This window comes from Halobacillus sp. AWH4_228 (assembly GCF_056158365.1).
Genome location: NZ_JBSWTE010000001.1, coordinates 3,277,611 through 3,300,832, shown reverse-complemented (window position 1 = coordinate 3,300,832; position 23,222 = coordinate 3,277,611). Strand labels below are relative to the sequence as shown.

At 47.8% G+C, this 23,222-nt stretch carries 23 protein-coding genes; 15 read left to right on the top strand and 8 right to left on the bottom strand.

Annotated elements, in window-relative coordinates; genetic code table 11:
* Positions 1-50: 50 nt before the first annotated feature.
* From ACXADP_RS17185 to ACXADP_RS17150, 8 genes are all read left to right on the top strand, one after another.
* Complete coding sequence (locus ACXADP_RS17185; protein WP_474971992.1) at positions 51-872, top strand: ABC transporter permease; 822 nt, start codon at positions 51-53, stop codon at positions 870-872.
* Between the two features lie 4 nt (positions 873-876).
* Positions 877-1,656, top strand: coding sequence for an ABC transporter ATP-binding protein (locus ACXADP_RS17180; protein ID WP_474967500.1), 780 nt, complete (start codon positions 877-879; stop codon positions 1,654-1,656).
* Positions 1,657-1,672: 16 nt separating this feature from the next.
* Complete coding sequence (locus tag ACXADP_RS17175) at positions 1,673-2,746, top strand: ABC transporter substrate-binding protein (RefSeq protein WP_474972326.1); 1,074 nt, start codon at positions 1,673-1,675, stop codon at positions 2,744-2,746.
* A 316-nt stretch (positions 2,747-3,062) separates the two neighbouring features.
* On the top strand, positions 3,063-5,141 hold the full coding sequence (locus tag ACXADP_RS17170) for a glycoside hydrolase family 3 protein (protein WP_474971991.1): 2,079 nt from the start codon (positions 3,063-3,065) through the stop codon (positions 5,139-5,141).
* Between the two features lie 26 nt (positions 5,142-5,167).
* Positions 5,168-6,445 (top strand): exo-beta-N-acetylmuramidase NamZ family protein, encoded by a 1,278-nt coding sequence (locus ACXADP_RS17165; protein ID WP_474967502.1) that lies wholly within the window; start codon positions 5,168-5,170, stop codon positions 6,443-6,445.
* Positions 6,446-6,592: 147 nt separating this feature from the next.
* Positions 6,593-8,233, top strand: coding sequence for an SLC13 family permease (locus tag ACXADP_RS17160; RefSeq protein WP_474971990.1), 1,641 nt, complete (start codon positions 6,593-6,595; stop codon positions 8,231-8,233).
* 15 nt (positions 8,234-8,248) lie between these two features.
* Positions 8,249-9,442 (top strand): MFS transporter, encoded by a 1,194-nt coding sequence (locus ACXADP_RS17155; RefSeq protein WP_474967504.1) that lies wholly within the window; start codon positions 8,249-8,251, stop codon positions 9,440-9,442.
* Positions 9,443-9,486: 44 nt separating this feature from the next.
* Positions 9,487-9,813 carry a CHY zinc finger protein gene (locus ACXADP_RS17150; RefSeq protein WP_474967505.1) on the top strand — a complete coding sequence of 109 codons (327 nt, stop codon included), beginning with the start codon at positions 9,487-9,489 and terminating at the stop codon, positions 9,811-9,813.
* 69 nt (positions 9,814-9,882) lie between these two features.
* Here the strand turns inward: ACXADP_RS17150 and ACXADP_RS17145 are convergent, their stop codons facing one another.
* Both ACXADP_RS17145 and fbpA read right to left on the bottom strand, forming a co-directional pair.
* Positions 9,883-10,182 carry a MerR family transcriptional regulator gene (locus ACXADP_RS17145; protein ID WP_027956249.1) on the bottom strand — a complete coding sequence of 100 codons (300 nt, stop codon included), beginning with the start codon at positions 10,180-10,182 and terminating at the stop codon, positions 9,883-9,885.
* 19 nt (positions 10,183-10,201) lie between these two features.
* The gene (fbpA, locus tag ACXADP_RS17140; protein WP_474967506.1) at positions 10,202-10,357 is read right to left on the bottom strand and encodes a Fur-regulated basic protein FbpA; all 156 of its coding nucleotides are present in this window, start codon (positions 10,355-10,357) and stop codon (positions 10,202-10,204) included.
* A 337-nt stretch (positions 10,358-10,694) separates the two neighbouring features.
* On the opposite strand from fbpA, the gene ACXADP_RS17135 reads away from it, so the two are divergent.
* The 3 genes from ACXADP_RS17135 (at position 10,695) to ACXADP_RS17125 (ending at position 14,888) form a co-directional block, all read left to right on the top strand.
* A complete protein-coding gene (locus ACXADP_RS17135; protein WP_474971989.1) occupies positions 10,695-11,759 on the top strand; it encodes an AI-2E family transporter in 1,065 nt (354 codons plus the stop codon).
* A gap of 186 nt (positions 11,760-11,945) precedes the next feature.
* A complete protein-coding gene (locus tag ACXADP_RS17130; protein ID WP_474967508.1) occupies positions 11,946-13,331 on the top strand; it encodes a YjiH family protein in 1,386 nt (461 codons plus the stop codon).
* A gap of 252 nt (positions 13,332-13,583) precedes the next feature.
* Positions 13,584-14,888, top strand: a complete 1,305-nt coding sequence (locus ACXADP_RS17125; RefSeq protein WP_474971988.1) for a Na+/H+ antiporter NhaC family protein — start codon at positions 13,584-13,586, stop codon at positions 14,886-14,888.
* A gap of 114 nt (positions 14,889-15,002) precedes the next feature.
* Here ACXADP_RS17125 and ACXADP_RS17120 read toward each other — a convergent pair whose 3' ends face one another.
* The 4 genes from ACXADP_RS17120 to ACXADP_RS17105 form a co-directional block, all read right to left on the bottom strand.
* On the bottom strand, positions 15,003-15,824 hold the full coding sequence (locus tag ACXADP_RS17120) for an STAS domain-containing protein (RefSeq protein WP_474967510.1): 822 nt from the start codon (positions 15,822-15,824) through the stop codon (positions 15,003-15,005).
* A 102-nt stretch (positions 15,825-15,926) separates the two neighbouring features.
* Positions 15,927-16,658, bottom strand: coding sequence for a VCBS repeat-containing protein (locus ACXADP_RS17115; RefSeq protein ID WP_474967511.1), 732 nt, complete (start codon positions 16,656-16,658; stop codon positions 15,927-15,929).
* Between the two features lie 81 nt (positions 16,659-16,739).
* Complete coding sequence (locus ACXADP_RS17110) at positions 16,740-17,195, bottom strand: hypothetical protein (protein ID WP_474967512.1); 456 nt, start codon at positions 17,193-17,195, stop codon at positions 16,740-16,742.
* 72 nt (positions 17,196-17,267) lie between these two features.
* On the bottom strand, positions 17,268-18,122 hold the full coding sequence (locus ACXADP_RS17105) for a DUF1206 domain-containing protein (protein WP_474971987.1): 855 nt from the start codon (positions 18,120-18,122) through the stop codon (positions 17,268-17,270).
* Positions 18,123-18,248: 126 nt separating this feature from the next.
* Between ACXADP_RS17105 and ACXADP_RS17100 the strand changes: the two genes are divergently transcribed.
* Positions 18,249-18,479, top strand: coding sequence for an excisionase family DNA-binding protein (locus ACXADP_RS17100; protein WP_474967514.1), 231 nt, complete (start codon positions 18,249-18,251; stop codon positions 18,477-18,479).
* Positions 18,480-18,511: 32 nt separating this feature from the next.
* Here ACXADP_RS17100 and ACXADP_RS17095 read toward each other — a convergent pair whose 3' ends face one another.
* Complete coding sequence (locus ACXADP_RS17095) at positions 18,512-18,892, bottom strand: RidA family protein (protein ID WP_474967515.1); 381 nt, start codon at positions 18,890-18,892, stop codon at positions 18,512-18,514.
* A 175-nt stretch (positions 18,893-19,067) separates the two neighbouring features.
* On the opposite strand from ACXADP_RS17095, the gene ACXADP_RS17090 reads away from it, so the two are divergent.
* From ACXADP_RS17090 to ACXADP_RS17080, 3 genes are all read left to right on the top strand, one after another.
* On the top strand, positions 19,068-19,238 hold the full coding sequence (locus ACXADP_RS17090) for a Spo0E family sporulation regulatory protein-aspartic acid phosphatase (RefSeq protein ID WP_474967516.1): 171 nt from the start codon (positions 19,068-19,070) through the stop codon (positions 19,236-19,238).
* A 310-nt stretch (positions 19,239-19,548) separates the two neighbouring features.
* Positions 19,549-20,994: a carbon starvation CstA family protein gene (locus ACXADP_RS17085; protein WP_474971986.1), complete on the top strand. Its 1,446-nt coding sequence runs from the start codon at positions 19,549-19,551 to the stop codon at positions 20,992-20,994.
* 156 nt (positions 20,995-21,150) lie between these two features.
* Positions 21,151-22,095, top strand: a complete 945-nt coding sequence (locus ACXADP_RS17080) for an ATP-grasp domain-containing protein (protein WP_474971985.1) — start codon at positions 21,151-21,153, stop codon at positions 22,093-22,095.
* Positions 22,096-22,132: 37 nt separating this feature from the next.
* Here the strand turns inward: ACXADP_RS17080 and ACXADP_RS17075 are convergent, their stop codons facing one another.
* A complete protein-coding gene (locus ACXADP_RS17075; RefSeq protein ID WP_474971984.1) occupies positions 22,133-23,191 on the bottom strand; it encodes an NAD(P)/FAD-dependent oxidoreductase in 1,059 nt (352 codons plus the stop codon).
* Between the last annotated feature and the right edge of the window lie 31 nt (positions 23,192-23,222).

Below are 23,222 nucleotides of genomic sequence, written 5' to 3'. Positions count from 1 at the left end.
CTCACACATCTGGGCCTTCGCACATACAGTATCCATTGAGGTGGTGAAAGATGATACATCGCGCTAAGGAGATCCGCGATGATCCGGTTCAAATGGAACAGCAGGAATGGAAGCAGAGACAGCGTCAGCAGCGCTTGAAGCAGGCTCTGACGGTGTCATCACCGGTTTTCCTGCTTCTGCTCTGGGAATGTTTTTCGCGGATGGGATGGATGGATGCCCGTTTCTTCCCACCCCCGAGTGCCATTCTCTTCACATTTTGGGAGCTGGGGCAGAGCGGTGAGCTGTTTCATCATATTGGAATTTCCCTGTTTCGGATTGCTTCAGGATTTTTACTCGGGGTTATCCCGGCGGTGGCGATCGGTTTATTTATGGGATTGTATTCACCGGCACGCCATTTTCTCTCTCCGTTGATTATGGCTGTTATGCCCATCCCTACGCTTGCGCTGCTGCCGATCATCATTATTATGTTTGGGGTCGGCGAAGTTTCGAAGATTGTAACGATTGCCGGCAGTGTCTTTTTTCCAGTTGTCATCAACACCGTGGCCGGGGTGACGAACATCGACCGGATTTATCTGGATGTAGCAAAGAATTACGGGGCGGGGTCCAGACAGTTTTTCTTCAAAATCGCCCTCCCGGGGTCTCTGCCTGTCATGCTCGAAGGTATCCAGATGGGGCAGGCGATTGCCCTGTTGACGATTGTGGCTGCTGAAATGATGGGAGCAAATTCAGGAATCGGTTATCTTATTTGGACGTCCTATAAAGCATTTCTGTTGAAGGAGATGTATGTCGGGCTGATCGTGATTTCGTTCTTCGGTTACCTATTCTCAGTTCTGCTGCGCGGCCTGCAGGTGAAGCTTCTTCCATGGAGGTGATCCAATGAGTACGAAAATCGTCATGAACGATTTAACGAAAGTATTTTATAAAAAAGATGCGAAAGTAACAGCGCTGGAAAACATATCGATGAACATCGAGGACGGTGAATTCATCTGCCTGCTCGGTCCGAGCGGCTGTGGAAAAACGACCCTTCTCCGAATATTGGCAGAGCTGGAAAAGCCGAGTGCCGGCTCGTTTGCCATCACAAGGGAGAAAGACGGGCGCCCACTTCAGTCCATGGTTTTTCAGGAACGGGGGGTTATTCCATGGCTGACAGTGGAAGGGAATGTGAGCTTCGGTCTGAAGATGAGACGCACGCCTGATGAAGTGACAAAGGAGCGCACAGCGTATTACCTCAAAAAGACGGGCTTGGAAAAGTTTTCCGAGTTGTATCCCCGTGAACTGTCGGGTGGGATGAAGCAGAGAGTCAGCATTGCAAGAGCATTTGCCAATGACCCGGAAATCCTTCTGATGGATGAACCCTTTGCTGCCTTGGATGAGCAGAACAAATTCATTCTGCAGGAAGAGCTGCTGTCAATCTGGGCTGAAACCAAAAAGACGGTCTTGTTTATTACCCACAGCATTGATGAAGCCCTCCTTCTCAGTGACCGGATCCTTTTAATGAGTGCGCAGCCGGGAAGGATCATTAAGGAAATCCATATCCAGTCACCAAGACCACGGACGATGGAGCAGATCCGCTCTGACCCGGAAATGGCCGCTCATTTTGTCAGCGTCTGGAACCATCTGCAGAACGAAGTGCAGCAGTCGCGTTCCCCTATTTGAAAGGAGTCGGAATATGATGGTGAAAAAAGTCTGTCACCTGCTTTCGTTTTTATTATTCCTTTTTCTTCTGTTCGGCTGTGGCGCCGTAGAGGAAGAGAAACAGAGGGAAGGCCCCCCGCCTTCAGGAGATATGGAGCCGCTTGAGAAGAAAACGACGGTCGTCATTGCAGAGGATGGTGCGGCTTCCGGGGCCGGCTTTTACATTGCGAAGGAAAAAGGATATTTTGAAGATTACAATATTGATATCCGGTTTACAAGTTTTGCCAATAGTGATGATATGCTTCCGGCTCTTGCCGCCGGAGAAGTGGATATCGCCGGTGGTGTCTCGACAGCGTCCTTCTTTAACGCGATCGCCCAGGGCATTGATGTAAAGATCATTGCCGACAAAGGGCATTACTTTGAAGGGAATTCTTATTTCAGCTTCGTTATCCGCGAAGATCTGCAGAAGGAGATTCAGGAGTATGCCGATTTGAAAGGGAAGCGGATTGCGGTCTCTTCAAGGAATGCTGTCGATGATTACATTTTTCAAAGAATGCTTGAGCATGCCGGTCTGACAGAGGATGATGTCGAGCTCGTCCTGATGTCCGATTTTGGGAATATGCTGGCAGCAATGGGCAGCAAGTCGATCGATGCAGCCTTGCAGATCGAACCTTTAATCACCCAAGGCGAGGCGCAGGGTCTTCACGTCCGCTTTAAAGATGCGACCGATTATGCCCCCGACGCTCAAATTGCTATGGTTCTCGGGTCACCGGACTTCGTTGAAAAAGAAGAAGAAGTTTCTGTCCGGTTCATGGCAGCGTATTTAAAAGGGATCCGTGATTATAACGACGCCTTCCTATACGGGGAGGGATTGGATGAAGTGATTGGAATGATGACGAAACATACGGCTCTCAAAGACCCGGCCATATGGAAGAAGGTCGGTGTCACGGGTCTTGATCCCGACGGCCGGATGTTTGTTGAAGATATTCAAAAGCAGTTTGCGATGTACAAGGAGAACGGTGCCATAAGTGGTGATGTGGATTTTGATCAAGCTGTTGATACATCGCTGACGGATCGCGCATTAGAGGAAATCGGTATGTACGGCCGGTAAAGAAAAAGGCATCCTGACACCAGGGGTGCCCTTTGTACTTTATTTACAAAATATTTCATCATTTTTGACATAACATTTCAAAATGATTCATTGGACGCATTAGGAAGGGATGGGAAAAACAGGAGTTTGCGACTGATCAGGGCCTAAAGTGGTATAGACGACTATATCATAATTCGTTACGCTTTTATTACAATTTGCAAACGCTTTCAAAAAGTTTGTACATAGACCGTCTTTTTCCGATCTAAACGTTTTGCAGAAGCGGCTCCGGATACCCGTGGCCCTTTTACAAATAAATAAGGATAAGGAGGAATGGCAGATGAAGACAATTGGAAAGTGGAGTGCCTTGTTTGTGCTGGTGCTCGGTCTTGCACTTCCCCCGGGACAAGGGGCTGTAAAGGCAGAAGAGGAAACGGAGAGACCGGAACTCATGCTCCTCGAAAATGTTCCACAGGCGGATGTGACTGTGAAAGATGGACAGTTCGACTTAACGGCCTTACATGTGTACGGGGATGGATCGTTTAAAAAGGTTGAAGAGGGGCTGTCATGGGCAGCTTCGAATAAGAAGGTGGTCCAGGTGGATGACAAGGGGCAGCTGACCTTCACAGGGGAGCCTGGTAGATCCTGGGTTGCTGTATCGAATGGACGGGATAAAGATTGGATTTTCGTCTACGTTAAAGGTGGTAAAAAACAGTCGGAAATCCAAATTCAAAAAAATAGAGGGCAGAAATACGACCTGGTTCACCATGCGATGGAGAACATGTCGATGAAAGAAAAAGTCGGTCAGATGCTGATGCCTGACTTCCGGAATTGGAACGGGGAGAATGTTACCAAAATGCTTCCTGAAATTGAAGATCTCGTAAAGGAGTATCATCTTGGCGGAGTCATCTTATTCAGGGAGAATGTCGTAACAACCACTCAGACGACAGAGCTTGTGGCGGACTATCAGGCGGCGGCTGAGAAATATGGACTGCTTGTCACAATTGATCAGGAAGGCGGAATTGTGACCCGTCTGCAGTCCGGGACGGATTTCCCGGGGAATATGGCTTTAGGAGCCACACGTTCGGAAAACATCAGTCAGGATGTAGGCCGGGCGATCGGGGAAGAGCTGTCTGCTCTTGGTATCAATATGAACCTGGCACCTGATATGGATGTCAATAACAACCCGGATAACCCGGTCATCGGGGTAAGGTCCTTCGGCGGAAATCCCGAGCTTGTGGCAGATATGGGACAGGCTTATATGTCAGGCCTTCAGGAAACAGGTGTTGCCGCCACAGCGAAGCACTTTCCGGGGCACGGGGACACGGCTGTCGATTCCCATATCGGCCTCCCGGAAGTACCGTATGACAAGGAACGGTTGAAGGAAGTGGAATTGTATCCCTTCCAACAGGTGATGGATGCCGGGATTGATGCTGTCATGACGGCTCATGTCACATTCCCGGAAATCGATGATACGAAAGTCGTTTCCAAAAAGGACGGCGAAGAAATCGCTCTGCCGGCCACTTTGTCAGAAAAAGTGCTGACGGGTCTGATGCGTGAGGAGATGGGCTATGAAGGCCTTGTGATTACAGATGCGTTGAATATGAATGCGATTCAGGAACATTTTGGGCCTGTGGATGCGGTGATCCGCGCCATTAATGCCGGAACAGACATCGTCCTTATGCCGGTAGGACTCGAAGAAGTGGCGGGTGGAATTTATGAGGCTGTTGACACAGGGGAGATCGAAATGAAAACCATTGAGAATTCTGTAGAGCGGATTCTCACTCTGAAAATCAAACGGGGCATCATCAAATCTGAACAGCCGCCTGCGCTTGAGGAACAAGTAGCGCATGCTGAAGAAGTCGTCGGTTCAGAAGAACATAGGCAGGTGGAAAAGGAAGCCGCAGAGAAATCCATCACTCTTGTGAAGAACGAGGAAGTCCTGCCGCTTCAGGCAGAGACAGACGATAACATCGTCGTTGTCGGTGATTCATTCAGCTCCTCCTTAGCAGAGGCTGTGAAGAAGATCCATGACCGGACCACGTTGATTGATCACAATTCTGAGGCCTTTACGTCCGAAGAGCGGACGGCTCTTCAAGAAGCGGATTATGTCATTGCGGGCACCTATACGTATAATGTCTGGACGAGATCACAGGATCACCCGCAGATGCAGCGGATGCAGGAAATTCTGGAGATCGCTGAAGGACCAGTCATCGGCGTCGGGATCAGAAATCCTTATGATGTGATGGCTTATCCGGAAGTGGACGCTTATATCGCTCAGTACGGGTTCAGGGATGCGAGTTTCTCAGCCACTGCGTCGACTATTTTCGGGGATAATCATCCTTCAGGAACACTTCCGGTGACCATTCCAGGGGAAAACGGTGTGCTGTATGACTATGGAACAGGAATGAGTTACTGAATTTTAAAAAAAGGGGAGAGGTTCATTTGAAAAAATGGCTGGCTGCGGCACTTGTGCTGATCATGACTTGGACGACATTTTCTGTTGTAACGGCGGATCACAATGGAAGCAATGGGAAGCATAAAGGACATTATAAAAATGGAAAAGCCTTGAAGCTTGGGGTGGAAGTCCTGCTTGATGATAAGAAAGAGCTGATTGAAGGGAAAAAAGTCGGCCTGATTACGAATCCGACAGGTGTGGATAAGGACTTGAACAGCATTGTCGACCGGCTCCATAAGGACGAGGATATCGACTTGACGGCTCTCTATGGCCCGGAGCATGGAGTCAGAGGGAGTGCTCAGGCCGGGGAATATGTGGAATTCTATACCGATGAACAGACCGGTCTCCCGGTGTACAGCTTATATGGGGAGACGCGGAAGCCGACTCCTGAGATGCTTGAAGATATTGACGTACTGATGTTTGATATCCAGGATGCAGGTACACGCTTCTATACGTACATTTATACGATGGCCTATGCAATGGAAGCGGCACAGGAAAATGACATTCCTTTCATTGTCCTGGATCGTCCCAACCCGATCAGCGGAGACACGGTCGAGGGGCCGGTGCTGGATATGGATTATCAATCGTTTGTAGGGAATTACCCTATCCCGCTTCGTCACGGCATGACAGTCGGGGAGCTGGCGATGCTTTTCAACGAAGAATATGACATCGGTGCTGACTTGGAAGTGATTGAAATGAAAGGGTGGAAGCGCAAGATGGACTATGACGATACAGGCCTTTCCTTTGTCGCTCCATCACCGAATATGCCGACGGTGGACACCGCCTACGTGTATCCGGGAGCGGCGTTGATCGAAGGAACGAATGTATCGGAAGGGCGGGGAACGACCCGGCCGTTCGAGCTGATCGGTGCGCCATTCATAAACAGTACGGAGCTGGCTGAGGCCATGAACGCCAATCATCTGCCGGGGGTAATGTTCCGTGCCGCTTCCTTTACCCCGTCCTTTTCCAAGCATGCAGGAGAATTATCTCATGGCGTGCAGATTCATGTGACCGACCGGGATGAATACAAAGCAGTGGAAACAGGTCTGACCCTCGTAAAGACCATTCATGATCTGTATCCGGATGATTTCGCTTTCCGTGCAGAGAACAGTTCAGGTATTTCCTTCTTTGATTATTTGATTGGAAATGGCTGGGTGCGTGAAGCGGTCGAAAACGGCAGATCGGTGGAAGATATCCAGGAAGAGTGGGAAGAAGACCTGGAAGACTTCAATGATTTGAGAGAAGATTACCTCCTTTATAAATAATGGAAGCTCCTGCCTCAGAAGTAGTTAATGGGGGCAGGAGTTCTTTTCTTTGTAAGCGTTATTTTTACATTCAAGGGTACCTTGTGATAAAATTTGTAAATATTCATACATATTTGACAAAAAATGTGCGGGAGAGAGGGGAAGGTCATGAGTCAAACGGCTTTACTTAAAAACGTATGGAATCGGATGTGGGTGCTTCATCGAGAAGCGAAGGAGCTGCTGACATTCGCCTCAGGGGGATCAGGTTCCACAGGAAGTGCAGGTGCACCGTCGGCCTCGAGCGAGGAAGAACCTGGACCAGCTTTTGATAGGAGACAGAGAATCGGACTTGTACTCGGGCCGCTTTTGTTTGTGCTCACGCTGTTATTTCTGGAGGCGGATGGATTGTCCGCCAGTGCGGTGGCAGTCCTTGCCAGCACCCTTTGGATTGCGACATGGTGGATTACCGAGGCTGTACCCATTCCGGCGACATCGCTGCTTCCCCTCGTCCTTTTCCCGATTACAGGAGGGCTTGATGGGGGAACGACAGCTTCCTCTTATGGCGATAATACGATTTTTCTTTTTATGGGCGGTTTCCTTATTGCATTATCCATGCAGAAATGGAACCTTCATAAACGGATAGCTTTGTTCATTATTAATGCGGTCGGGACCAGTACAGAACAGATTGTACTCGGGTTTATGGTTGCGACCGGTCTGTTGTCCGCCTGGATTTCCAACACTGCCACAGCGATGATGATGGTGCCGATCGGTATGGCTGTTATCTATCAGGCTTCTGAACAACTGAAAAAACAGGGAGAAACCGTGGATCACAGTAATTTCAACTTCGGGAAAGCCGTCATGCTTGGTGTCGCTTATAGTGCTTCCATCGGTGGGCTGGCAACGCTGATCGGAACGCCCCCGAATACGATTTTCAAAGGAATCGTGGAGCAGACGTACAATATTGAGATCAGTTTTGCCGGCTGGATGGCCTTTGGTGTCCCTGTTTCGGTTATCTTTATCGCTTTGGCGTGGTTTTACTTAGTAAAGATCGCTTACCCCATGAAAATCAAAGAGCTGCCGGGCGGACGCAAGGTGATCAACAAGGAAAGGAAAGAGCTGGGGGCGATGTCATCCGAGGAGAAAATCGTCATGGCTGTTTTTACGCTTACAGCGGCTGCCTGGATATCCCGTTCCTTTTTTCTCGCTCAAATCAACGAAAATATCAATGATACGATGATTGCCATGACAGCGGCTGTGCTGTTGTTCCTCATTCCTTCGTCGAATAGAAAAGGGGACTATCTGCTTGACTGGGATACAGCGAAAGGGCTGCCATGGGGAATTCTCCTTTTGTTCGGGGCGGGCCTTGCCATTGCGTCCGGATTTCAGGAAACTGGTCTGGCGGAGTGGATCGGGACCCAGCTGACCGTGCTTGACGGGGTCAATCTACTGGTGATTATCGTCATTGTCACAGCCATGGTGATTTTCTTGACAGAGATTACGTCCAACACAGCAACGGCAACGATGATGTTTCCGATTATGGCTTCTCTGGCCGGTGCGATTTCTGTTCATCCGTACAGTTTAATGATTGCTGCAGGCATGGCTGCGAGCTGTGCGTTTATGCTGCCCGTTGCTACACCGCCCAACGCTGTTGTTTTTGGTTCAGGATATCTTCGTATTCCAGATATGGCAAAAGCAGGATTTCTGCTGAATGTCGTGGCGGTTGTCCTCATTACTCTGGCTATCTATTTCTATCTCCCAATGGTATGGGATCTGGACCTGGCCTCTTTTCCGGAACGTTTTAACTCATAGAAAGAAGTGGATGTCATGGAAGCGACTGCTGCACAGCATCAACCCTATACACCATCAGAAGCGGGTTTCTGGCGCGTGACCATCGCGCTGATGCTCGCTTCCTTGTCTATATTTTCAACCCTTTATGTCTTTCAGCCGCTGCTTCCGGTTTTTACATCGGAACTGGATATTACAGCCACACAATCCAGTTTGCTGATGTCGGCCTGTGTTACGGCTATGGTTTTCGGTCTGTTCGTTCTTGGTTTTGCTGCGGATCGATACGGACGGGCGCTTGTGATGCGGGGATCTCTCCTTTTCACAGCTCTCAGTTTAATCCTCATCCCGATCATGCCGGAATTTGAATGGATGGTGACGCTCCGTTTTATCCAAGGGTTCTTCCTGGCTGGTATCCCAGCGGCTGCCATGGGGTATCTGGGCGAGGAAGTGTCGTACAGGCATATCGGTCTTGCGATGACCTTGTATATTTCCAGTAATGCTCTTGGAGGCATGGGAGGACGTGTCATCGGAGGTTACTTGACCGACTTATTTGACTGGCAGATGACCCTCTGGTCGTTTTCGGCCTTTGGAGTACTGGCTGCCGTCTTGTTTCTCTGGCTTTTTCCTAAGGAGCGTTTCTTTGAAAAAGCCGAACAAAATCTTGTAGTGGATTTAAAGGGCATGCTGATCCATTTAAAAAGTGTCCCGCTGCTTGTGTTGTTTCTTCTTGGCATCTTGATGCAGATTGTTTTTACGGCGGTTTGGACGTATCTGCCCTTTTATCTTGAGGGCGACCCGTTCCACTGGCCTTTGAAGTGGATTGCCTTCACGTACTTCGCCTATCTTTTCGGTGTGCTGGCCCCTCCAGCTGCAGGCAGGATCTCGGATCAGGCCGGGTTGAAGAAGGTTATGTTCTGTGGTGTCGTGATTTTCCTGATAGGGACAGTTCTTACTGCTGTAAGAGAAGGTTGGAGCATCCTGATCGGACTGTCGCTTTTGTGTATGGGGTTTTTTGTGGCTCACTCCATGGCTTCCGCGCTTGTCAGCAAAACAGCGACCCACCACCGGAGCGGAGCGTCAGGGTTTTATTTGATCAGCTACTATCTCGGAGTGGCCATCGGAAGTACGGCCGTGGGTACTTTATGGGAGAATTTTCAATGGTATGGGGTGTTGAGTGTAGGCTTTCTTCTCCTTGTTCTGTTCGTGCTTTATCCTTTTTATAAAGAGGCCTGATCTGATTTCTTCATGTGATAAAATAAAGGGAGGGAGAGGATACGATGCATGATGTTAAAGGAACTCAAGTGGACGCTCAGACACGCTGCGTCCATTACCACAGCGATATCGATATCATCGCTTTAAAATTCCACTGCTGTGGAACGTACTATGCCTGCTGGTCCTGCCATGAAGAACATGCCGGTCACAAGCCGTCCCGGTGGCCCCGGGAACAATGGAATAAGCGGGCGGTTCTCTGTGGAAACTGCGGATATGAGATGACCATTCAAGCATATATGAATACATCCAGCTGTCCTTCCTGCAGCCACAGGTTCAATGAACGCTGCAGCCTTCATTATCCATTATATTTTGATATGGAAAGCCGCCCATAAAAGGAGGGCGGTTTTTTTGTGCAGAAAAAAAGCCCCGGGACCTGGGGGGGGCCGGGACTGCCTGCCGTGTTATTTGTTCATCTTGAAGTGCGCATTTAATTGACCGCGCAGCATTCGTTCCATCACTTTGCCCTTTTTCGTTTTCTGCAGATCCTTCCTGATTTCATAGGTCTGCACACCTTCCTCGCGTTTATCTGCAATCTGTAGAAGTATTTCTACATCGGAAAATGAATATTTGCGCGTTCCGCGTTTGGTACGCTCCGGATAAATAAGTCCTCGTTCTTCATAATAACGGATTTGTCTCAGGGAAAGCCCGGTCAGTTCATTGACCGTCCCGATGGAAATAACTTTTTTATGTTTATACGACATACATTCTCCTCCTTGGCGGCTAAGGACGGTTCAATCGTGATACAAGCGTTTCCAGTTCAGTCAAGGTGAGGGTGTAGAGTATTTCATCAGCAGCCTGATAGATGCCGGCTTCAATCAACTTTTGAATATAGTATTCTTTCATTTGGTCAACGGCCGCTCGCAAGTGGTTGGACATTATACATCACTCCCGTTCGGATTCCATTTTTTGTTTAAGTTATAATCAGTCTAATGGGAATTGTCTTAATTGTCACTCTTTATGTTAGAAAATCTAACATATTTTTTTCGGAGTGTGAGAAGATGTTCCATTATCCGTGTCGCCTTCATGAATCTTTTATCTGCTTCTTCCGTTAAAATGGATAAAGTCGGCGGGGAAGATGTCTGTCGTAACTGCTGGATTCATGAAATGCTGCAGGCACCCGTATGTCTTGCTTTTTTTTATAAGAGTATAATAATCCCTGTTTATCACAGGGGGAAAAGGTGAATAGGACAAGAAAAAAAGGAATGTGATACTTATGTGGGTCAAGCATCCATATTTTAAATATGTGACAGGAGCTGTACTTTTCCTGATTCTCATTTATTTTCTTGAAAAGCTGGAGTTTCTCTATCCAGTAAAGACCATTTTCGGTACGCTTTTTTATCCGATTTTAATCGCCGGTTTTCTTTTTTACATACTCCGGCCTGTTGTGGAGGTTTTAAGCAGGACGCGTTATCTTCCTAAACCGGCGGCGATTCTCCTTGTATTTGCTGTGATTGGCGGTGCGTTAACGGCGGCCGGCTGGGCTTTGTATGCAACCATTCAAAAACAGATCAACAATATATCCCAGCTTCCTGACAAGGTGAAAAAGACTGCGGAAGAAGCCTCGGACACTTTGGAAAAGAATGATATGGGCATGGTCTCCACAGCGAATATCCAGCAAAGGGTGACGGAGTATTTTGGTGGACTGACCCAGCAGATCGGCAGCCATATGTCCGATATCTTCACAACCGTTGCCGGAGCCGCTTCGGTTCTGGTGATTGTCCCTTTCGTCTTATTCTTTTTACTGAAGGATGGGGACCGCCTTCTTCCTTTCTTAAAAAAGGGACTTCCCGGGAAGTTGAAACCGCGGGGAGAAAAGCTGCTGCGGGATGTAGATAAAACCGTTTCGTCCTATATTGTCGGACAGGTGACCGTGGCAGCAATCGATGGGGTGCTTACCTATATCGGATACGTGATCATCGGTCTTGATTTTGCACTTATTCTCGGACTCTTTACAGCGTTTGCCTGCATCGTTCCCTTTGTAGGTCCTGTCATCGGTGCTGTGCCTGCGATCGGTGTGGCTCTCATGCAGGAGCCGTCCATGGCGTTTTACGTCGTCATTATATTTGTTGTCGTGCAGCAGCTGGAGGGGAATCTGGTGGCACCTTATGTTTTTGGAGAGAAGCTGAATATTCATCCCCTCACCGTCATTCTGCTGCTTGTCGTCGCTGCTCCTTTGTACGGAGTGGTGGGTATGATCATAGCTGTACCCACGTATACAGTGCTGAAAGTCATTTTGAAACACAGTTATCAAACCTATCAAATCTATTATTCTAAATAAAGAGAAAGGCCCGGAAGAATGACTTCCGGGCCTTTCTTTATGCTGTTCTCTGAAAAAAAGAAGGAAGTTTCAGGGATTACCGGAACAGCCTGTTGAATTTTTATTCGATAGATTGTATAGTTACTTAATATCAGAAATGTTTATTTATGCACTCATACTTATAAAAATGTCGGAGGAGGAAGAAGAATGGAACTACAACAGGAAAAAATGAAAGAGACAGCAGGAGCATCTGCTTATACAACGAAGCAGTGGATGAAATTCATCCTTCCTTCTATCATCGGAATTCTACTATTTCTCGTACCTATTTCTATCAATGGCAGAGTAACGATCGGGCTCGGAATTCTAGCGGATGGACTTCAAGGGGCCATGGCTGCTTATATTCCAGCTTTTATGACAGGGGTCATCGTCTTCTCGACACTCGGAACGTTCATCGTGAAATTCGTTCCCGTGGAAAAGAGAAAACCGGAGGCCTTCCTGTTTCAATTATTTGATGTAGGGCCGCTTTGGATGGCTTTCCGTTTCTTTGGGGCTGTTTTTGCGGTTCTGACTCTCACCCAGACGGGCCCGGCGGTGATTCAGTCGGATTTGACCGGCGGTGTCGTATTGAACGATCTGATCCCTGTATTGATGGTCTGGTTTTTGTTCGCCAGCTTGTTTATGCCGCTGCTTTTGGAATTCGGACTGATGGACTTTATCGGTACCGTGGTGCGGAAGGTCATGCATCCCCTGTTCAAGCTTCCGGGGCGGTCTTCGGTCGATGCAATGGCTTCCTGGATGGGGAGCGGGACGGTCGGGGTTTTATTGACGACCCAGCAGTATGAGGGAGGCTATTATTCTAAACGTGAAGCATCCGTGGTGGCTACGAACTTTTCCATTGCTTCCATTGCCTTCAGTTTAGTGATCGCCAAGTTCCTGAATATCGATCACCGGTTCGTTGCCTTCTACTTTACAGTCGTCGTCTGCGGGATTGTAGCTGCGGTCATTTGCCCGCGTATTCCTCCACTGTCGAGAAAAAAAGAAACGTATTACGGACCGGTCGGCAAACAGATTGATGAAGTCGTTCCGGAGGGAGTCTCTTCATTCAGATGGGGATTGGAAAAAGCGGTGGAAAAAGCCGATCAAGTGAAAAGTGCTGGAACGGTTGTGAAAAAAGGGGTTTATAATGTACTGGATATCTGGCTTGGATTGATTCCGTTGGTTATGGCTCTTGGAACGGTTGCGCTGGTAGCTGCAGAATTCACGCCCGTCTTCACGTATTTATCGTACCCATTTCTGCCTCTGCTGCAGCTGCTCCAGATTCCGGAAGCATCAGCCGCAGCTCCTGCGATGATCGTCGGGTTTGCTGACATGTTTCTTCCGGCTGTTGTGGGGAGCGGGATTGAATCAGAGCTGACCCGTTTCATAATCGGAGTCATGTCTCTTACGCAGTTGATTTACATGTCGGAAATAGGCATTCTGTTAATCAAATCTAAAATTCCGATCAACTTCTTTGAACTGTTCATCATTTTCCTGCAGCGGACCGTAATCACGCTGCCTGTGGCCGCGTTGATCGCTCATCTCTTCTTCTTCTAAACACGCTGTTCATAAAAAAGAGGCGCCGCTGATATTCAGCGGCGCCTTTCATTTTATTTCAATAGGGGAGGTCATTACATTCATAGGTTTCGGCTCTTTTTGTCATTTTCAGGGGGCCTTTACGACTTTTATCCTTCAACGTTAAAAAAAGTCGGCGCTGTGATGAATGGAATGTTTCTCATGCTTGATATCCACGCGGGAATTAGGGTAGAGTATGAAAGGATTCTAATCTTGAAGAAAGAAGGAGCATGTATGGAAAAAGAAAATAATATCAAGGGAAATGGCTTGGCCTTAATTCCTTTTCTCGTCTTTATTGTCCTTTTTATCGGTTCTGGGATATGGACCGGAGATTTCTACCAAATGCCGGTGCTGGTCGCTATATTTGCAGCGATTTTAACAGCTCTGTTTATGAATAGAAAAACGGATTTCCAGACAAAGCTGCAGCAGTTTACGGAGGGAGGCGGGCATTCCAATATCATTCTGATGGTCGTCATTTTTCTGCTTGCCGGAGCCTTTTCCACTGTCGCTGAAGGGATGGGAGCGGTAGATTCGACAGTTAACCTCGGGCTGGCCGTTCTGCCGGGACAGCTGCTTATTGTCGGCCTGTTTCTTATTGCGTGTTTTATCTCCATTTCCATGGGGACATCTGTAGGAACGATTGTCGCGCTGGCGCCGATCGGAGTCGGTATTGCAGATCAGACAGGATCGGCCCTTCCATTAACTCTGGGAGCGCTCATTAGTGGGGCGATGTTTGGGGATAACTTATCGATTATCTCTGATACGACCATTGCGGCTGTCCGTACCCAGGGAACGAAGATGAAGGACAAATTCCGCGCCAACTTTCTCATCGTCCTTCCGGCAGCCATTGTAACAGCTGTTATATATGGCGTATTGACCGCTGGTGCATCGGGGAGCGCGCAGGGAGATCAAAGTTTTGAAATCATCAAAGTTCTTCCTTATCTTGGAGTGCTCGTGTTTGCTGTGATGGGGATTAATGTCATCTTCGTCTTAATGGGAGGCGTGATCTCTGCCGGGCTGATTGGACTTCTGATGGGGGATTTCTCAGGAATGGAACTCATCACTCTCATTGGAGATGGTTTTGCCGGGATGCAGGAGCTTTCTCTGCTTGTTATCCTTCTTGGAGGTCTGGTGGAGCTGATCCGCAGAAATGGTGGAATCGATTTCCTATTAGAAAAAATCAGCAGTCGTGCCCGCTCCAGCCGTGGCGGTGAATTCAGCATCGCCGGTCTTGTTGCCGCTGTGAACGTGTCGACAGCGAACAATACCATTTCTATTATTACGGCAGGTCCGCTTGCTAAACAAATCTCTTCACGATTCGGGATTGACCCTAAACGATCGGCGAGTATGCTTGATATCTTCTCAAGCTCGGTGCAGGGGCTGATTCCGTATGGGGCGCAGATCTTATCTGCCGCCAGTGTAGCGAGTATATCACCCGTCAGCATTGTACCGTTTGCCTTTTATCCCATTCTCCTGGCGTTATCAGGAATTCTTGCGATTCTGTTCAGGTTTCCACGTTCTCATGCAAATCAAAAGTAAAGCATTTGAAAAAGCATCAAGCCCTGGCTTGATGCTTTTTTTATTGGGATTGACCATTGGTTATGTAGAAAAGTGGGGATAGGTCAATGCATTCTCCTGTTCAAATGAAGTTTGTTAGCCGTCTTGATTGACGGACAGCAGTGCCTGTTTCAAATCATTGTAGGTTTCCAGCTCTTTGAAGCTGATTTCTGAATCGATAGCAGCCATAGCCATTTCTGTCCGGATGCCTGTCAGGACGGTCCTCGTACCGAGCAGTTTGATGGTTTTCGTTAGATTGAATAAGTCATGAATGAATACATCATCAAACGTGGCAATGCCGGAGAAATCAATGAACAATAGACGCAGGCCGTATTCTTTCACTTTATGAAGGGTATGATCTTTAACGACTTCAAAACGGTCCGGTGAGAATTCTCCTACCAGGGGCAGGACAGCCTGAAATTCATCAATGAGCACCACTGGAGTTGATACTTCATTTAAGTCCTTCTCGATTTTCTCATGTTCTTGTTCTTTCAATTTATTATAGTTATCTGTGGTTGCACGAATCGCTGCATCAAAGGCAGTCACGACTTCTTCCGTAACGAGAAAGCCCTCTTCCACCTTCGCTTCCTTGATCATGTCTGATTTTCTCATGTGCTTCATCAAGGAGAGGCGGAAAACGCAGAGGACATCTACGGTCTGTTTGAGAAGCACCCCACGGGAGTAGAGGTAATTATTCGTATCATAACCGATTTCGGCTGCGTTGGTTTCCTCTGGATGCTGCAGAAGACTTCTCGCCACACGATCAAGAAGCAGGGACAGCATATCGAAGTGATAAGTCAATTCCTGATCGGTATAGTCGATTTCTAATTGGTCCAATGTTGCGGGAAGCAGTTCACTGACAAGTTTCGTCTGGTTATCTTCAAAGTATTGCGCGAGTCTTTGGTTTAAACTGTCCATCTTTGGTCTCCTTCCGATAAGCATTATTGTACCTATACCCTATTTCACCGTTCTATAACTTAAAATTTCCCAGTCGGAGCATTTGATTCTACACTTATTTATTTACTCGGATGATTGTCCGGAAACGGCGAGGTACTGTTGATTGGAAAAAGGGATGAACTGCTGCCCGTTCCAGGAAAGGGGCGTTTGGATGAGGCCGAGGCCATCGGCATTATACCGTCCGATGACGCGTTGGAATGCGAATAATTCATATACACCATCACCGTTGAAGTCGATGGGATATAACTGATTGAGTCCGGATACTGATCCTTCGATCGGGATGAGCAGTGTCCCGTCATCAGCATAGATTTCAGAAAGATAGTCCTCACCGCGGTTACTCAGGTCAATGATAAAAGACAGGGCGAGTGTCTCATTCGTCACGTCCACTTTATAATCATTCTGGTAAGTGACGGAATACGTAAATAAAGAATCGAAGGTCTCATAATTAAATAGAAGAGAAGGCTGATTGTTTAAGAATGCATAGACATAGTAATAACCAAAACCGCCGCTTCCGCCTGAGTCCATACTGATTAAAATATTATCGGTGCCATCCCCCGTGAAATCACCTAAGAACAGCCGTGGTTGATATCCAGTGTTTGTAATGAGGGGAATACTGTAAAACTGCTGGGTACGCCCGTCCTGGATAATGAGCGTAATGCCGGTTACGTACGGACTGTCGGAAGACTGGTACCCGGTCAAGTACACAAAGTCGGTGATGGAGTCTCCGTTGACGTCTCCGTGAGCAAAAGCTGTAACAACTGCCGTTTCTGCCTGCCGCCTGAAGTAATGCTGCATGACGCAGACCTCCTTTATTACAGCTTATGCAGGCTGGGTGGGTCGGTGGAACCAAAAAAAAAGAGCCCGAGGGGCTCTTTTTTAAAGACGGCTGAATCCTTCCTGCTCAAGGAAAGACGCTGCCTCCTGATAGGAGTTGAACGCGCCTTCCAATGTTTCATCAGCATAGACGTTGTAGCCGTCTTCTTCTCTTAATAAAATCAAAGCCTGATCGCGATCGTTCAGCCATTCTTCCATAACCGGATTTTTTTCAGCCGGGGATAAGGAAAGCGAGTCAACCGCCTCTTTGATTAAATGTCTCAAAGCATCGGCGCTGTAGTCTTTAATATTGATCATGCCGCGCTCATCCGTGTCTGCGCCTTCGATTTCACCGGCATAGACAAAGCCGTTGCCATTTGGATGAAGGCGGTATACGATGATTTTCTTATCATAAAGGCTATCCTCATAGTGGAAATTCACTCGTCCAAGCGAGACATCTTTCCGGTCTAATTCCGAAAACTCTTCAATAATTGCAACTTTTTCTTCAAATGTAAGCATAACGTCCTCCTGATGTCATTCGTAGGCTTAGTATAGCACAACCACGAACGTCATACATCAAGTCTGCAGCAATCATTTTGCGCCGAAGTTCATGCGTGTGTAACGCCCGCGGACGATTTGATAAATGCCGTACAGCATCAATCCCAATCCAGCAATACCGAGAAGGACCTGCCCAAAGGGCTGCTGAGATATTTCAGAAAGAGCACCGTCCATGCCTTTAGCCTGATCAGGGTTGGACGTCAAAGCGGTCCTGATGAAGAAGAACCCAATTAAACCAAGCACAACGCCACGGGCAGATAAACCGAAGCGTCCACTCGTTTCAGCTACTTTTCGGTGATGTTTATCCATATCACCATGATTGAAAGATTTCATAAACCGTCCTGTGGATCCTTGGTAAAATTCATAGACGGCATACCCGATCGTAATGAGCCCGACAGCTCCGACGAGCCATTGACCGAAAGGCTGGGATAACAATTGCGCGGACATGGTTTTTTCCGTACTTCCGCCGCTTGAGCCTGCATTCATAGCGATTTTCACTGCATTGTAGGCAATACCACCATAAATGACAGCAGCTACGACATACCCAATCCGGGTAATGATCCCTTTTGCGTCACTGCCTTTATTTGCCGGGTCAAGAACGGCTTCGATCAGCCGCCAGATAATGTAGCCGAGCAGGCCGATGGCCACACCCCATAACAGGATTTCACCAAAAGCTACTTGAGCCACGGTACGGAACATACCGGATGTTCCGGTCGTTTTTCCGCCCCCGACACCGATCACTGCCATGAAAGTGAGGAGGCCGATCAGCATGTATACCGTTCCCTTGGCCATAAAACCGAACCGGGCCAGCCGGCGGACCCATGGTTTTATATCCTCCTTGGTTTGTTGAGCATCTGAATTGCTTGAGGATGTAAATGTAGAAGCCATCTCTCTTTGTTCACTCCTTCTTTAACTTATGATTGCTTAAAGAAGTATTTCCCGATGTGAGACAAAAAGAAACCGGCTCGTGGTGGAAATCATGTTAAAATAGGGGAGAGAAAGGGGGGCGTCCTTATGTATATGACTGTAAAGGAAACTGCTGCATACCTGGAGCTTCCTGATGACTATATCGAGTATCTGATTCATCATAATAAAATTAAAACGGTCCATGATGGGGAGCAGTGGCTGATCAATAAACATCAATTCTCCAAGCATTTGGAGCAGATGGAACACTACAGGGAATTGATTCAGGAGTATTTGAACAGCCCGATTCCGGAAGATCCTGATATTAAGGATGAAGACTAAAAAAACAGAGCCGGTAAGGGCTCTGTTTTTGGCTATTTTCGAACAGCTACGGCTTCGATTTCTACTCTGGCTCCTTTAGGCAGTCTGCTGACCTCAACGGCGGCGCGTGCTGGATAAGGTTCTTTCAAATAGCCGGCATATACGTCGTTCACAGCGGCAAAGTCATCCATGGAAGCAAGGTAGATATTCATTTTAGCTACATGGGAAAAGTCGAGACCGGCTTCCTTCAGAACAGCTTTCAAGTTTTTCATAACCTGATGGGTCTGTTCAGTGACGTCATCGGATACAAATTCCATCGTAGCAGGATCCAGAGGGATCTGGCCGGAAAGAAAAACAAGGCTGCCAAGGTCAACCGCCTGGGAGTAAGGTCCGATGGCACCGGGTGCCTGGGTGGTGGAAATCGTTTGGAACATGGTTCTGCCTCCTTTTATGTATGTGGCTAAAGTTTACCACGTTTTTTTCTTTGGACATAGCGTTATCCGCCGGCGGTTAACCCGCGGCCTTCGTTCTTTAAAAGGAACGTCTCCCGTTTTTTTTCGGTTTAGGCTTCAGGAAACGGGGAAAATGATTGAGGAAGGAGTTGAGGGCATGCCTTATAAAGAAAGACTTGAAAAGCAGATTGAGGAATTAAGAAAACACATGTATGACATATATAATAAGAACCCGGAGGATCCGGAGCTGCTGCGCATTTCCCAGGATCTGGACGACCTTTTGAATCGTTTCGGAAATGAGGACAGCTATCACTGCTCAAACCAGTGAACCTTTTTTACAGAGGAAGGGATGCATGGTTTGATGCTTTCGGCGTGTTGTGTTAAATTATCAGTAATGCCGCCCTGCGATCATTACGACTGCGGGAAACTTAACCATTCCTTCAGGGTGGCAGGTTTCATACATAAAAAAGAGCCTTCTGCATCGAGCAGAAGGCTCTTTTTTATGTACTTTTAAGGTGCAAACGCTTTACTTCAAGAAAAAAAAGAATAAAAAAATAAATATTCAGATAATGGGTTGTTATTCGACAAAGAAGCGGCTAGAATACTTTTTATATTCTCATTTGGAAGGAGGCTCAGCGATGGTCACATTTATCGCATCTGTTGTTTTACTTATTCTCGGTTATTTGGTTTATGGAAAGGTGGTCGAACGCATTTTTGTCATCAATGACGAAAAGACGACACCGGCCTATGAACAAAATGACGGATTTGACTACATGCCTATGAGCTGGTGGAAAGCGAGTTTGATCCAGCTTCTCAATATCGCTGGGCTTGGACCGATTTTTGGTGCTGTTATGGGTGCTCTGTACGGGCCCGTTGCATTTATATGGATTGTCATTGGATCAATTTTCGGAGGAGCGGTCCACGATTACTTCTCTGGAATGATGTCTCTTCGGCATAAAGGCGAGCAGTTCCCCGGCCTTGTAGGGAAATATCTTGGAAACCCAGCCCGTGTCGTCATTAATATTCTATCGATTGGTTTGATGGTGCTGGTTGCCGCTGCATTTACTGCAGGGCCGGCTCAGCTGATGGCAGAGGTTACACCGCTTGGTTTCTTTACATGTATCCTGCTTATTTTTGCTTACTTTCTGGTGGCGACTGTTCTTCCTATCAATAAAATTATCGGAAAAGTGTACCCGGTTTTCGGGGCGATTCTTATCTTTATGGCCGTCAGTATCGGAATTGGATTGTTCTTCTTTGATCACCCGGTTCCAAACCTGACTGTGGAGAACCTCCATCCTCAGGAACTTCCCGTCTGGCCGCTGCTGATGGTTACCGTTTCCTGTGGTGCCATTTCAGGGTTTCATAGTACTCAAAGCCCGATCCTTGCCCGGACGTTGAAAAAAGAAAGCGAAGGAAGAAAAGTATTTTATGGCGCAATGATTGCCGAGGGTATCATTGCCTTGATCTGGGCCGCAGCTGGAATGGCCTTTTTCGGGGGCACAGGAGAGCTTCAAACGGCGCTTGACGCAGGCGGTCCGGCCGGCGTGGTCAACGAAATCAGTACATCTACGCTCGGGACTCTCGGTGGTATTCTTGCCGTTCTGGGTGTCATCATCCTCCCCATTACGACAGGGGATACAGCGCTTCGGTCGTCCCGAATGATGCTGGTGGATCTGCTCAAAGGGTTTACGAATAAAGAATGGAATGGGAAATGGGCGACGATTCTCCTTGCTGTACCTGTCGCTATCCCAACCTTCATGCTCACACAGATGGACTACAGTTTCCTTTGGCGTTATGTCGGCTGGTCGAACCAGGTAGTGGCCACCGTCATGCTTTGGACGGGAGCCATGTATTTGATGAAGCAGGCGAAGTTCCACTGGATCTGCAGTGTGCCCGCGCTGTTTATGACTGCGGTGGTCAGTACCTACATCTTTTATGCGCCGGAAGGATTCGGCCTTGCTTACTCCACATCCATGATATTAGGCGCCGTCATCTGGACAGCCGTCTTCACATGGTTCGTGTGGCAGGTGATCAAACACAAATTGCAGAAACAGCAGCGTGTCCTTACAACGAAAGCAAGCTGACCTCAACACCTTCCATCGTGGAGGGTGTTTTTTCGTCCAGGGATGCTGTGCCTTTGAAGGGTTGATAAAAAGGGCGGTGGATGGATCATATCCTAGTAACTTTATCGGGATTTTATGATAAAATAAAGAAAGTATCGAAATGAAAGGAGTCCTGGCATGAGTAAAATCTATGTACTTCATGAAAACGACGAATGGACCGGCCACTTGACGGAACGGCTGGAAGAATTGGATCTTCCCTACGAGTTATGGCATCTGGATCAAGGGACGCTTGATCTGACAAGCGAGCCTCCGGAAGGCATTTTTTATAACAGGATCAGCGCATCGTCTCATACGAGAAATCACCGTTTTGCACCGGAATATACAGAGGCTGTCCTTGCTTGGCTGGAGCGCCACGGCCGGACGGTAATCAATGGCAGCCGCGCGCTTCGTCTTGAGGTAAGTAAAGTGAATCAGTACATGGCCTTGAATCAGGCAGGTATTCAAACACCGAAAACCATCACAGCCGTGGGCAGATACAACATTCTTGAAGCGGCCCGCAAGCTTGATCAATCCTCTTTCATCACAAAGCATAACCGTGCCGGAAAAGGTCAGGGGGTTCAATTGTTTCATTCGACTGAAGCTCTGAGAGAATATATCGACGGCCCGTCCTTTGAGGAACCGGTCGATGGAATAACGCTGATTCAACAGTATATCAAGGCTCCCGAACCTTACATCGTCCGCCATGAATTTGTCGGTGGGAAGTTTGTCTACGGGGTGAAAGTGGATACATCAGAAGGATTTGAGTTATGTCCGGCTGATGCCTGCACAATCGAAGACCTTTACTGCCCGACAGATCAACAAGCGGAAGCACCGAAAGCAAAGTTTGAAATTCTGGAAAATTATCGTCCGGAAATTGTCGATCATTATGAGGCATTTTTAAAGGAGAACAACGTTCAGGTTGCAGGAATCGAAGCGATCCAGGATGCGGAAGGGAATCTTTTCACTTACGACGTTAACACAAACACGAATTACAACTCGGATGCCGAGGCTGCGGCCGGCATTTACGGCATGCTTGAGCTTGCCCGTTATCTTGGCGGCCTGCTTGAGAAATCGTATGTATAAACAAAGAGATCGATCACACCTTGTGATCGATCTCTTTTTAATGTCGTTTGCTCAGCCACAAGACTCCTGACTTGGCAAGACGAGGGAGGACACCGGTCATAGGCTTTTGGAGCATATTGCCGAATCCGTCGTTTTTCCCAAGCGAGCCGAGGGATCCCTTCAGTTTGACGTCGCCGGGACGTTCCGGTACGCGGTTCTGGAGAACGGCACGAAGGACATCTGCAACTTTTTCGCCTTGCTGGCCGGCCAGCTGTGCACTTGGAGAGTACTCGGAAGACGCACAGTCTCCTACAACATAGACATTTTGATGAGAGGGTACCTGGTAGAAATCATTAATGATGACTTTTTCCTGATCATCTTTTTCAAAAGGAAGCTCTCGTACGAGGAAATTCGGACGTACACCAGCGGTCCATACTGTGACATCATTGATATAACAAAGGCCGTTGTTGCAGACCCCATCCTTCTCGACGTACTCCACATTGGCATGGTGGATAACCTCGACACCATTGTCATTGAACCACTTTTCTACATATTCCTGAATCTTTGAATCAAAAGCTTTCAATACAGAAGAGCCCCGGTCAAGCAGGCGGATGTTCAAATCCGGCCGGCTTTCACGTACCTCAGAAGCGACTTCAATGCCACTCAGCCCGGCACCTACAACGGTAATTTTGCCGTATGCTCCGAGGTTATTGATGGAATAGCCGGCACTACGGGCTTTGGAGAACGTCTGGACACTCTCTGTAAATTGCTGCGCCCCTTCGATGCCGTGATAGTTATCCTCACAACCCAGTCCGATAAGGAGATAATCATAAGGAACAGGCTCAAGGCCGCCTTTCACCCGGACGTGCCCGGCTTCAACATCAATGTTTTCAATTTCATCAAAAACGTAATCCACCTGCTCATGCTCAGGAAAGTCTACACGGGCATGACGGTCGGATTCCGTGCCTGCAGCAATGGTATAAAATTCTGTCTTCAATGAATGGTACGGGTTCCGGTCGATCACGGTGATGTGTACATCATCCCTTACGCCGTCAAGCAGCCCGTGAAGAGCGTTCATGCCGCCGTATCCCCCACCTAAAATGACAACTTTTTTCACTTTTGTTCCACCACCTTCACAAATTCAAGTC